General features: G+C 67.1%; 10 protein-coding genes and 1 riboswitch. Of the genes, 4 read left to right on the top strand and 6 right to left on the bottom strand.

Going from position 1 to position 12,357, the window contains the following annotated elements:
- Positions 1-10: 10 nt before the first annotated feature.
- The 4 genes from AC06E9_RS02535 to AC06E9_RS02520 all read right to left on the bottom strand — a co-directional run bounded on the left by AC06E9_RS02535 (position 11) and on the right by AC06E9_RS02520 (position 5,685).
- A complete protein-coding gene (locus AC06E9_RS02535) occupies positions 11-1,993 on the bottom strand; it encodes an AsmA family protein (RefSeq protein WP_478055425.1) in 1,983 nt (660 codons plus the stop codon).
- A gap of 400 nt (positions 1,994-2,393) precedes the next feature.
- Positions 2,394-3,029 (bottom strand): PAQR family membrane homeostasis protein TrhA, encoded by a 636-nt coding sequence (trhA, locus tag AC06E9_RS02530; RefSeq protein WP_478055424.1) that lies wholly within the window; start codon positions 3,027-3,029, stop codon positions 2,394-2,396.
- Between the two features lie 106 nt (positions 3,030-3,135).
- Positions 3,136-4,740, bottom strand: coding sequence for a peptide chain release factor 3 (locus tag AC06E9_RS02525; protein ID WP_121038966.1), 1,605 nt, complete (start codon positions 4,738-4,740; stop codon positions 3,136-3,138).
- A 75-nt stretch (positions 4,741-4,815) separates the two neighbouring features.
- Positions 4,816-5,685: a M23 family metallopeptidase gene (locus AC06E9_RS02520; RefSeq protein WP_478055581.1), complete on the bottom strand. Its 870-nt coding sequence runs from the start codon at positions 5,683-5,685 to the stop codon at positions 4,816-4,818.
- A 150-nt stretch (positions 5,686-5,835) separates the two neighbouring features.
- Positions 5,836-5,956, top strand: a riboswitch (SAM riboswitch).
- A 78-nt stretch (positions 5,957-6,034) separates the two neighbouring features.
- Between AC06E9_RS02520 and metX the strand changes: the two genes are divergently transcribed.
- From metX to AC06E9_RS02505, 3 genes are read left to right on the top strand one after another with little or no spacing between them, the layout of a single operon-like run.
- Positions 6,035-7,066, top strand: a complete 1,032-nt coding sequence (metX, locus tag AC06E9_RS02515) for a homoserine O-succinyltransferase MetX (protein WP_478055423.1) — start codon at positions 6,035-6,037, stop codon at positions 7,064-7,066.
- Complete coding sequence (locus AC06E9_RS02510) at positions 7,063-8,307, top strand: O-succinylhomoserine (thiol)-lyase (protein WP_121038957.1); 1,245 nt, start codon at positions 7,063-7,065, stop codon at positions 8,305-8,307. The genes metX and AC06E9_RS02510 overlap by 4 nt, the downstream gene beginning before the upstream one ends.
- Entirely contained in the window at positions 8,304-9,371 is a 1,068-nt protein-coding gene (locus AC06E9_RS02505; RefSeq protein WP_152151959.1) for a homoserine dehydrogenase family protein, read from the top strand. Before AC06E9_RS02510 ends, AC06E9_RS02505 begins: the two co-directional genes overlap by 4 nt.
- Before the next feature lie 116 nt (positions 9,372-9,487).
- Here the strand turns inward: AC06E9_RS02505 and AC06E9_RS02500 are convergent, their stop codons facing one another.
- Positions 9,488-10,489, bottom strand: coding sequence for an alpha/beta fold hydrolase (locus tag AC06E9_RS02500; RefSeq protein WP_478055422.1), 1,002 nt, complete (start codon positions 10,487-10,489; stop codon positions 9,488-9,490).
- A 117-nt stretch (positions 10,490-10,606) separates the two neighbouring features.
- Positions 10,607-11,989 (bottom strand): L-serine ammonia-lyase, encoded by a 1,383-nt coding sequence (locus AC06E9_RS02495; RefSeq protein WP_121038948.1) that lies wholly within the window; start codon positions 11,987-11,989, stop codon positions 10,607-10,609.
- Positions 11,990-12,086: 97 nt separating this feature from the next.
- Between AC06E9_RS02495 and AC06E9_RS02490 the strand changes: the two genes are divergently transcribed.
- Positions 12,087-12,305 (top strand): glutaredoxin family protein, encoded by a 219-nt coding sequence (locus tag AC06E9_RS02490; RefSeq protein ID WP_478055580.1) that lies wholly within the window; start codon positions 12,087-12,089, stop codon positions 12,303-12,305.
- Positions 12,306-12,357: the final 52 nt, after the last annotated feature.

Genomic DNA, 12,357 nt, shown 5'->3' with positions numbered 1-12,357 from the left:
CGGGCCGGAATCACTTGGCGTAGCGGCCACCGCAGTTGCTGTCCTCGCCCGGCCCGGTTTCGATCGTCGCCAGCAGCGCAGCGGGCGGGGCAATGCTGCCCAGCGCCAGGGCGATCGCCCCGCGGATGCCCAATGCCTTGAAGTCCGGCCGGAACGAGGGATCCTTGAACGTGCCACCGATGCGCAGCGGCGAGCGCAGCGCCAGGATGCTCATGTCCTTCGGCCGCGGCCGCAGCAGCAGATCCAGCTGCTCCTGCTTCAGGTCCACCTTGCCCTCGCCGAGAATGAGCGTATCGGTGGTGTCGAAGGCCAGCGAACGGGACTGCATCACGCCGTTGTCCACCCCGAAGTCGCCCCATGCGCAGCGCAATGGGATCTGCTTGTCACCGGTGAACAGGAATTTCAGTGATTCGGCCACGTCCAGCCCGGCCAGCTCCATGATCAGATTGCCGACATGGCCGCGGCCGATCCCGACCGCCACCGTGCCATCGGAACTGCCCAGCATGGCGGCGATGGAATTGCCCTGGCCGGTCAGCTTGACCTCACCACTGATGCCGCCGGAGGCCTGCTCGGCCAGTGTCGCATCGGGGAACAGCTTGCCCAGCTGCACGTTGCGGATGGTGGCCTGCAACTGCGTGGAAATAGCCTGCTTGCGGGCATCCATCCGGATCGTGCTGCGGATATCACCGCCGGCCACACCGAAGTTCAGCGGTTCCAGGCGCAGCAGCCCGTCATTGAGTTTGAGGTGCGCATCCATGTCATCCAGCGGCAGTGCCGGTGAATTGATCCGCTGTGCTTTCCAGCGCACATCGGCATCCATCGCGCGCAGCTTGGACAGGTTGTACGGCGTATCCGGCAGCACCTTGGCACTGGATGCCAGCGCGGCCGCCTTCGCCTTCTGCTCGGCGTTGGCAGACTCCCCCGCGCCGGTCTTCGGCGGTGCCCCGATGAAGCCGGCCAGATCGTCGAAGTCCAACCGTTTGGAGACCAGATCGGCCGTCAGGAACGGCCGGTCACCGCTCACATCGATCTGCGCGGTCCCGCCCAGATCGCTGTCACCGGCGGTACCGGTGAAATTCTCATAGCGCCAGATCGCATTGTCGCGCTTCAACCGACCCTTGAGCCGGTAGGGCGGGGTGGAGGGAATCGCCACGCCGATCAGCGGGAACAGATCCTCCATGTCCTGCCCGCTCAGCATCAACTCCAGATCGAACACGCGCAACTGGAACGGATTGGTCAACGTCCCACTGGCGATCGCGTGCGTATTGCCGGCGCGCCCATCCAGATGGACGCGGAACGGATGCCCGGTATTGGTCAGCTCCAGCGGCGACTCGGTATTGCCCGCCAGCGAGAACGGATTACCCTGCCAGCGCCCTTTGCCCTTCACCAGCAGCGGCGGACCACTGTCCTTGTCGCGTGGCTTGCCACTGTCGAGCGACACCAGCACATCGGTCCGGCCCGCCGCATCCCGGAACTGCAGCCGCCCATCATCGACCAACAACCGCTGCAGCACCGGCGGATCACCGTCGCTCGGCCCCAGGAAATCCCAATTGCCCGGCTGATTCTTCTCCGGGGCCGTTTCCAGCAACAGATCCGGCCGCGTCAACCGGATCTCCGGAATCCGTACCTGCCCACGCAGCAGCGGCCACACCCGCACATCGATCTCCACCCGATCCGCCGTCGCCATCTGCGGCTGCTTGGCCCACGTCGCATTCGCAAAGGTCAGCCCATCGCCCCGCACCGTCGTCACCCGGCCCAGATCGACATCCAGATCCCCGTTGATATTGAACTCCCGCCCCGTCTTGGCCTGCACCGCCCGTTCCACCGGCCCCTTGAACCAATTCCAATCCCACAACGCGATCAGGATCAGCAGCGCAGCGAACAGAAACACCAGGATCGCCAACCACCGCTGCCCCCGCTTGCCAGGACGACGCCAGCGCCAGCGGGAACGGGAAGGAGCCTCGGACGGAACAGGGGAGGGCACAGTATTCACATCCCCATGGTTGCCCTTGCATCGTGCAGGCAACGCGAAGCATTGGTAAGGGTAGTGTCAGGGTGAGGCGTGTCGACCATCGGCGTCGCCGTTGTAGACGCCTTCGGGAGGCGCGGCGCGGTCCCCATGTGAGGCCAGTCTCGGCACCCGATCCAGCCAGGATCTTGACCTTCCCAGGCCACCAGCCAGCCGTGAGCAGGGCGGTGCGGGTGGGTTGGCGGGACCATGAGCGCCATGGATGGCGCGACATGAGCCTCCATGGATGGATTCACGGCGTGTCCCGCCAACCCACCCGTGCCGACCCCGCCTGGCGCATTCCTGACGCCCGAGTCGCTCTTGCAGTTGTTCTTGCTACTGCGGGTGCCGTTGCCGTTGCTCTTACCTGGCAGGAACAGGGCAGTCAGAGAATCTGCGCAGTCACCGCAACGAAGTGGCACACACTCCCGCCGATCACGAACAGATGCCAGATCGCATGCGAATACGGCACCGACTCCCGGTGATAGAACACCGTCCCCAACGTATAGAACACACCGCCCGCCAACAGCCACCCCAGCGTCCACGCATCCAGCGAATGCCACATCGGCTTGATCGCCACCATCACCATCCAGCCCATCGCGACATAGATGATCGTCGACAGCAGCTTGAACCGGCCGGTATAGAACAGCTTGAACACCACCCCGAACAGCGCCAGCGCCCAGATCGCGGTGAACATGCCCCAGCCCCACGGCCCCCCGCGCAGACCGATCAGCGTGAACGGCGTGTACGTACCGGCGATCAACAGATAGATCGCACAGTGATCGAACACCTTCAACCGGCCCTTGGCGACCGGGTGCTGGATCGCGTGATAGAGCGTGGACGCCGTATACAACAGCAGCAATGCCACCCCGAACACGATCGCGCTGGCCAGCTGCCAGCCGTCGCCATAGATGGCGGCCAAGGTGATCAGTACCGCACTGCCAGCCAGTGCAGCGACGGCGCCAAGCCCGTGGGTCAGGGCGCTGGCGATTTCTTCTCGAACGGAAACGACAGAGGTCATGGCGATGATCGGATGTGCGGGGAGGGGGAGCCCGCTCCCCCCTATCATCGCCGCGATGGCGCGCGCATGCACGCGCGCCTGTTCAGCCGGTAGATCGGCCGAGCGATCAGCTGACCGAGATGCTGTGCGCGGCTTCGCGCGTGGCCGCGAAGCGAACCTCCGGCGCGCGCTCCTGCGCCAGCTGCAGGTTGACCCGCGTCGGTGCCAGGTACACCAGCTGGCCGGCCGCATCGATGCTCAGGTTGCCCGCGTTCTTCTCGCGGAACTCTTCCAGCTTCTTCTCGTTGCTGCAGGTGACCCAGCGCGCCGTGGTCACGCTGACCGGCTCGAAGGTCGCTTCCACGCCGTACTCGTCCTTCAGGCGATACGCCGCCACATCGAACTGCAGCACACCCACCGCGCCCAGGATCAGGTCGTTGCTCATCAGGGGGCGGAAGAACTGCGTCGCGCCCTCTTCGGAGAGCTGCGCCAATCCCTTCTGCAATTGCTTGAGCTTGAGCGGATCGCGCAGGCGTGCGCGACGGAACAGTTCCGGGGCGAAGTTCGGGATGCCGGTGAAGCTGACCGCTTCGCCTTCGGTGAAGGTGTCACCGATGGAGATCGTGCCGTGGTTGTGGATGCCGATCACATCGCCCGGCCACGCTTCGGCGGCGATCTCGCGGTCGCTGGCCATGAAGGTCAGTGCATTGGCCAGCTTCATTTCCTTGCCGGTGCGCACGTGGAAGGTCTTCATGCCGGCCACGAAACGGCCCGAGCACACGCGCATGAACGCCACGCGGTCGCGGTGCTGCGGGTCCATGTTCGCCTGGATCTTGAACACGAAGCCGGTCAGCTTGTTTTCCTGCGGCGCGATGACGCGGCCGGTGGTGGCGCGCGGCTGCGGCGAGGGCGCGTGCTCGACGAAGAAGTCCAGCAGCGGCTGCACGCCGAAGTTGTTCACACCCGAGCCGAAGAACACCGGCGTCTGCTTGCCGGCCAGGTAGGCCTCCACGTCGAACGGATGGCTGGCGCCCTGCACCAGTTCCAGTTCGTCGCGCAGGTCGGCCAGCATGCGCTCGCCGATCTTCTCGGCCAGCCCCGGCGAATCGATCGAGGGGAAGATGGTCGAATCCTGGCGGGTGAAGTTGCGGCCCTGTTCGTACAGGTGCACCTCACCGCTGATCAGGTGGACCACGCCCTTCAGGCGCTGGCCCATGCCGATCGGCCAGGTGACGGGCGCGCACTGGATGCCGAGCACGCTTTCCACTTCATCCAGCAGATCGATCGGCTCCTTGCCCTCGCGGTCGAGCTTGTTGATGAAGGTCATGATCGGCGTGTCGCGCAGCCGGCAGACTTCCATCAGCTTGATGGTGCGCTCTTCCACGCCCTTGGCCACGTCGATCACCATCAGCGCCGAGTCCACCGCGGTAAGCACGCGGTAGGTGTCCTCGCCGAAGTCGGCATGGCCGGGGGTATCGAGCAGGTTGACGATCTTGCCTTCGTAGGGGAACTGCATCACCGAGGAGGTGACCGAGATCCCGCGCTCCTTTTCCAGCGCCATCCAGTCGGAGGTCGCATGGCGCGCGGCCTTGCGGCCCTTGACCGAACCGGCCATCTGGATCGCACCGCCGAACAGCAGCAGCTTTTCGGTCAACGTGGTCTTGCCGGCGTCAGGATGGGAAATGATGGCGAAGGTGCGGCGGCGCGCAGCTTCGGTAGCGACTTCGGACATGGCGTGACGCGCCCGCCCGGGGCGCTTTTCATGGAGATAAGCCGCCCAGTATAGCGGGGGCGGGCGTGGCCGGGGTCAGGGCAGAGCGGTGGCCCCGGTCGCGCCCGTGGTGCGGGCGAAGCGCAGCTCGCCCTGCGGGCTCATGATCCGTGCCGGGATCGAGCGCAGCCGCATCCCGGCATTGACCTGGACCGCGAAGTGCAGATGGGGCGCGGCGCTGTAGCCGGTGTTGCCCGATAGGCCGATGCGCTGCCCCGCCTGGACCTGCTCGCCCGGGCGGACCAGCACGCCGTGGTGCTGCAGGTGGGCATACAGGGCCATGCTGCCGTCCTCATGCAGCACCCGCACCAGGTTGGCCCGGCCCAGATCGTGGTCCCGGTCCTGCCCATGGCCCTCATACCCGGCCTGGATCTGCATGACGGTTCCTGCGCGCGCGGCGAGTACCGGCGTGCCCTCGGGCAGGGCGAAGTCGATGGCCTCGCGGTTCTCTGTATCGCTGTGACTGAACTGCCCCCGCGGTGCCTGGCTGACCTGGATGCGCGCGGCATCGAACGGCAGCTGGTAGGTCACGTCCTGCGGGCGCGCGCCCGGGTCGCCCGGAACGGCCGTCAGATCCAAGCGGATCGTGGTGCTGCCCGCCGGCGGCTGCAGGCGGGTCACCACGATGCTGGCGCCTGCGGCGACCACCGTCTGAAGGGGGAGCCCCGGTAGCGCGGGGGCGCCGGCGGCGGGGCGCAGTTCGACCTGGACCGGCCCGGCCACGCGGTTGTCGACCCGGGCCTGCCAGCGGTCGCCAGCCCCTTCCAGGGCCACCACGGCCAGGGCGGGCGCGTCCACGCCAGCGGCCCGCTGCGCTGGGGTGGACGCGGCAGGTCGATCGACCTGCCAGCCCTCCCGCCAGTTCGCACCCGGGCCGGCCGAGGCGCTCAGCACCGGGATCATCATCAGCGTCAGGGCAGTGAAACGTAGGCAGCGCAAGGCGTCGGCCGGGCAGGGAGGATCCCGGAGTATGCGCGACTGATGATTATCTGGAATATATATCGCTTCATGCCGATGAAGGGATTGACATGGGCCGGAAGCGCTGGCATCGTGGCTCCACCATCGAGACCGGCAGAGGGACAGGCCCTTTGAAGCCGGGGCAGCCCGCAGACGCGAAAGCGACCTGCGTAGGTGCCAAATCCTGCGGAGACCGTTGGTGTCTTCCGAAAGATGGTTCGAACCGTGCACCGTGCGTGCGCTTCGAACGCGAGCTCCGCGAAAGCTCGATGGCCGTTTTCCTACTTTGGATACCGCCATGCGCTTCGCCACCGCCGCCCCTGTCGCCACCGACTCCCTCGCCCCGCTCAGCGTCCCCGTCGACGCCGGGCTGAACGCCGTGCGCGGCGATATCGCGGCGGTGCTGTCGATGCGTCACGGCGGGCCGCGGCCGGTACGCCTGCGCTACGAATGCGTCGGCCGTGCCGATGCGCCGGTGGTGGTGCTGGCCGGCGGTATCTCCGCGCACCGCCATGTGGCGGCCAATGCCGAGTTCCCGGAAAAGGGCTGGGCCGAGGGCCTGGTGGCCGCGGGTCGCGCGCTGGATCCGGCCTCGCTGCGCATCCTGGCGTTCGATTTCATCGGCGCCGACGGCGCGCTCGATCTGCCGATCGATACCGCCGACCAGGCCGATGCGCTGGCGTTGCTGCTCGACCATCTCGGCATCGCCCGCCTGCAGTGCTTCGTTGGCTACTCCTACGGCGCGCTGGTCGGCCAGCAGTTCGCGATCCGTCACCGCCAGCGCGTGCAGAAGCTGATCGCGGTGAGCGGTGCGCATCGCCCGCACCCGTATGCCGCAGCCTGGCGCGCGCTGCAGCGCCGTGCGGTCGCGCTGGGTCAACTGCAGTGCGCCGAGAGCCACGGGCTGTCGCTGGCACGCCAGTTCGCCATGCTCAGCTACCGCACGCCGGAAGAATTCGGCGAGCGCTTCGATGCCGCGCCGGAAGTGGTCAATGGCCGCGTGCGCGTTGCCGCCGAGGACTATCTGGACGCGGCCGGTGCGCAGTACGTCGCCCGCACCCCGGTCGATGCTTATCTGCGCCTGTCCGAATCGATCGACCTGCACCGCATCGACCCGGCCGCCATCCAGGTGCCGACCGTCGTGGTCGCTGTGGAAGGCGATCGCCTGGTCCCGCTGGCCGACTGCGTCGGCCTGGTCGAGGGGCTGGGCCCGCGCGGCAGCCTGCGCGTGCTGCGCTCGCCGTATGGCCATGACGCCTTCCTGAAAGAAACCGATCGCATCGACGCGATCCTCGCCACCGCTTTTCGATCCCCCGGAGAAACCGCATGAGCCGTTCCGCTGGTACCGAGCCGTCCTGTAGCCGCGTCACCGCCGCCGTGCGTGCCGGCATCGACCGTGACACCGCCCACGGCGCGGTGACCCCGCCGATCGTGCTGTCCTCCAACTTCAGCTTCGATGGCTTCGGCAACAAGCGCCAGTACGACTACACGCGCAGCGGCAACCCGACCCGCGATCTGCTCGGTGAAGCGCTGGCCGAACTGGAAGGCGGCGCGGGCGGGGTGATCACCTCCACCGGCATGGGCGCGATCAATCTGGTGCTCAATGCGCTGCTGCAGCCCGGCGATACGCTGGTTGTGCCGCACGATGCGTACGGCGGCAGCTGGCGCCTGTTCAACGCATTGGCGAAGAAGGGCCACTTCGGCCTGATCACCGCCGACCTGACCGACCCGCGCTCGTTGGCCGACGCGCTGGCGCAGTCGCCGACGCTGGTGCTGATCGAAACCCCGTCCAACCCGCTGCTGCGCATCACCGACCTGCGCTTCGTCATCGATGCCGCGCACAAGGCCGGTGCCAAGGTCGTCGTCGACAACACCTTCCTGTCCCCGGCGCTGCAGCAGCCGATCAGCTTCGGTGCCGATGTGGTGCTGCACTCCACCACCAAGTACATCAACGGTCACAGCGATGTGGTCGGTGGGGCGGTGATCGCGCGGGATCCGGCGGTGCACGAGCAGCTGGTGTGGTGGGCCAACGCGCTGGGCCTGACCGGTTCGCCGTTCGATGCCTTCCTGACCCTGCGTGGCCTGCGTACGCTGGGTGCACGCTTGCGCGCACACCAGGAAAACACGGCGGCCGTGGTCGAGCTGCTGGCCGCCAGCGATGCAGTCGCCAGCGTGTACTACCCGGGCCTGGCCGATCACCCCGGCCACGCCATCGCAGCCCGTCAGCAGAGCGGCTTTGGCGCGATGCTGTCCTTCGAACTGGCCTCGTGCCCGGGCGAGGATCCGCATGCGGCGGTGCGCGCCTTCGTGGATGGCCTGCGCTGCTTCACCCTGGCCGAATCGCTGGGCGGCGTGGAAAGCCTGGTCGCGCATCCGGCGACCATGACCCACGCGGCCATGACCCCGGAAGCGCGTGCGCACGCCGGGATCAGCGAAGGGCTGCTGCGCCTGTCGGTCGGTATCGAGTCACCGGAAGACCTGGTGGCCGATCTGCAGGCCGGGCTGGAGCGCGCGCAGGTCGTGATCGACCAGCACCGGGACGTGCAGCGCCGTAAACAGGTGGATGCATGAGCGCCGTGCTGAACCTGCCGCTGGCGGCCCACCGCAAGCTGGCCCTGCTCGGCACCGGCACGGTCGGCACCGCCTTCGTGCAGCGGTACGCCGCCCTGCAGGATCGCGGCGTCACGCTGCCCTCGTTCTCGTGGCTGGCCAACTCGCGCACGGCGCGCGCCTGCGAACAGACCCCCGCCGATGAGCTCGTGCAGGCCAACCTGGCCGCGCGCGGTGCGGTCGCATTGCAGCCGTGGGCGGAAGCCGAGGGCCTGCGGCGCGGTGATGTGGTGGTCGATGCAACCGCCAGTGACGCGGTCGCCAATTGGCACGAACAGTGGCTGGCGCGGGGCGTGCACGTGGTGACTGCCAACAAGCTCGGCCAAGGCGCACAGTTGGCCCGTGCGCAGGCCATCGCCGACAGCGGCCAGCAGGGTGACGCGCGCTATGGCGACAGTGCCACCGTGGGCGCAGGCCTGCCGCTGCTGAGCAGCCTGCGCGCGCTGGTCGCTGGCGGCGACCGCATCCATCGCGTGGAGGGCGTGCTGTCCGGTTCGCTGGCGTGGTTGTTCCATCACTACGATGGCCAGCGTCCGTTCTCTGCGTGGGTGCGGGAGGCGGCCGAGGCCGGCTACACCGAGCCGGACCCGCGGGTGGATCTGTCCGGCGAAGATGTCCGGCGCAAACTGCTGATCCTGGCGCGGGCCAGCGGCATCGCGTTGCGTGCCGAGCAGGTACAGGTCGCCTCGCTGGTGCCGGAGGTACTCGCCGCGTTGCCGCCGGCCGATGCGTTGGCGCAACTGTCACTGCTGGATGCACCGCTGCAGCAGTATTGGCAGCAGGCCAACGAACAAGGCGATTGCCTGCGCTTCGTCGGTGGCTTCGATCACGACGGTGCTTCGGTGGGCCTGCGCGTCCTGCCGCGCGACCATCCGCTGGCCGGTGGGGCACAGACCGACAACCGGGTCGCGATCCACAGCGACCGGTATCACGCCCAGCCGCTGCTGATCCAGGGGCCGGGTGCCGGGGCGGAGGTCACTGCCGCCGCGTTGCTGGACGACGTGCTGGCGATCGTGCGGCGCTGATTGCCGCGCGATCCCATCAAGACACACGCTAGCGCCAGGAATGGGCTGGCTGCGTCGGCGGAGAACGCTGAGGACGGCCGCTGCCAGCCATGGCGTGGCACTACCGGGTGGGCAGGTCAGTCGTGTTGTGAGAGCGCCTTCAGCAGTGCCGCGTTGAACCGGGCGGGGTCCTGCACCTGCGGCGAGTGGCCCAGGTCTTCGAAACTCACCAGGGTGGCGCCCGGGATCGCCGCGGCGGCTGCCTTGCCCAAGGCGGGGTAGTTGCCCAGCGTCGCTTTCAGCGCCGGCGGTGCCAGATGACGGCCGATCGCAGTGCGGTCGGTCTGGCCGACGAACAACGTGGTCGGCACCGTCAGCTTGGGCAGCTCATGGACGACCGGCTGGTTGAACACCATGTCCGAGGTCAATGCCTGGCTCCACGCCACCGCCTGTTTGCCAGGGCCGTCGTACATGCGCGACTGCATGCGCACCCACTGCTCGTACTCGGGCTTCCACTGGCCGTTGTAGTACACATCGAGCTGGTACTTCTTGATGCTCTCGAAGGTGGTTTTCAGCTCACCTGCATACCAGGCATCGATGCTGCGCCATGGCACGCCTTTGGCCTTCCAGTCTTCCAGTCCGATCGGGTTGACCAGCGACAGGCTGATCGTGCGCTGCGGATACATCAGTGCGAAACGTGCCGCCAGCATGCCGCCCATTGAATGGCCGACGATGTGCAGCTTGCCCTCGCCATAGCCCAGATGCTCCAGCAGCGCTTCGGTATTGGCAGCCAACTGACCGAACGAGTATTGATAGCGCTCGGGCTTGCTCGATTTGCAGAAACCGATCTGGTCCGGCGCGATCACCCGGTAGCTGGCCGCGCTCAGTGCCGCGATGGTGTCCTTCCAGGTGGCTGCGCAGAAATTCTTGCCGTGCAGCAGCACGACCGTCCCGGCAAAGCCTTTGCCACCGGCGGGGACGTCGATGTAGGCCATCTCCAGCGGCTGGCGCTGGGACGCGAACCGGAAGATCTTCACCGGATACGGATAGTCGAAGCCTTCCAGCCGCGGGCCGTAGGTGTCGGCGGCCAAAGTGGTCAGCGGCAGGCAGGCAAGCAGGGCGGCAGCCAGGATGCGCATGGCGGTCTCCGGAACGGGGGAGCCCTGACTGTACCGGAGCGGCCGTGGAGGCGTGCCGATGATGCGACCGGGGGGGGCAGCCGACCAACGGCCGGCGCTACCCCCGGGGACGGTCGATCAGCACTCGATGACGTTGACCGCCAGCCCGCCGCGGCTGGTTTCCTTGTACTTGTCCTGCATGTCGCGGCCGGTATCGCGCATGGTCTTGATGACCTTGTCCAGCGAGACCTTGTGCTTGCCATCGCCACGCATCGCCATGCGCGAGGCGTTGATCGCCTTGACCGCGCCCATTGCATTGCGCTCGATGCAGGGGATCTGCACCAGCCCGCCGATCGGGTCACAGGTCAGGCCGAGGTTGTGTTCCATGCCGATTTCAGCGGCGTTCTCGATCTGGCTCGGGTTGCCGCCGAGTGCAGCGACCAGCCCGCCGGCCGCCATCGAGCAGGCCACGCCCACTTCGCCCTGGCAGCCGACTTCGGCACCGGAGATCGAGGCGTTTTCCTTGTACAGAATGCCGATCGCCGCCGAGGTCAGCAGGAAATCGAACACGCGCTGTTCGTTGGCACCGGGGCAGAAGCGATCGAAATAATGCAGCACGGCCGGCAGTACGCCGGCAGCGCCGTTGGTCGGGGCGGTGACCACGCGGCCACCGGCGGCGTTTTCTTCGTTCACCGCCAGCGCGTACAGGTTGACCCAGTCCAGCGTGGTCAACGGGTCGCGCATCGCCGCTTCCGGTTTGGAGGACAGTTCGCGGTACAACGCCGGCGCGCGGCGGGAGACATGCAGGCCGCCGGGCAGGGTACCTTCCTGGCGGATGCCGCGCTCCACGCAGGCCTGCATGGCACTCCAGATCTCGCGCAGGCTGTCGCGGATCTCCTCTTCGGTGCGCCAGCACTTCTCGTTCTCGAACATCATCTGGGCGATGCTCAGGCCACTGCGTGCGGTCTGCGCGAGCAGCTCATCGCCGCTCTTGAACGGGTAGGGGAGCGGAGTTTCATCGGGCACGATGCGGTCATCGGCCGCGTCGTCCTGGTTGACCACGAAGCCGCCGCCGACGGAATAGTAATCGCGCGTGGCGATCACCTGCTCATCCGCGCCGTACGCGGTGAAGCGCATGCCGTTGGTGTGGTACGGCAGCTTCTGGCGTTTGTTCAGGCCCAGGTCGCGCTTCTCGTCGAAGGCGATCTCATGCTGCCCCATCAGGCGGATGCGCTTGCTGCTGCGGATGCGCTCGAGCGTCTCGGGGATGATGTCCGGATCGATCAGGTTCGGGCGCTGGCCCTCCAGCCCGAGCAGCACGGCCTTGTCGGTGCCATGGCCACGGCCGGTCAGGGCCAGCGAGCCGTAGACATCGGCGCGGATGCGCACCACGTCCTGCAGATGGCCCGGATCGAGCAGCCAGCGGTGCACGAAACGTTCGGCAGCCTTCATCGGTCCCACGGTGTGCGAAGAACTCGGGCCAATGCCGATCTTGAAAACGTCGAACGTGCTGACAGCCATGATTGCCAAACTGCGGGTATCGGATGGAGCACTATTCTATGCTGTCGCAGGCGCCAGCCTTGAGTGCGGCGCAACATTTTCCAAGGTGGGTGGGCCGGTGTTTACCTTGTACCAGCGTGATGACTGCCATTTGTGCGACCAGGCCTTGACGGTGCTGGCGCAGGCCCGGGTGGCCGATCTGGACAGTGTGTTCATCGATGACGACACCGCGCTGGAGGCCCGCTACGGGCTGCGGGTGCCCGTGTTGCGCGATGCGCAGGGGCGGGAACTGGACTGGCCGTTCGATGTGGCGGGGCTGCAGGCCTGGATCGGCTGACACGCAGCGCCGCTTGGCGGTGCTGTATGCGGTAGTGCCGGCCGCTGGCCGG

The organism is Stenotrophomonas sp. Steno-Z10-BAI, assembly GCF_056393115.1.
This window is presented reverse-complemented; position numbering and strand designations above follow the sequence as displayed.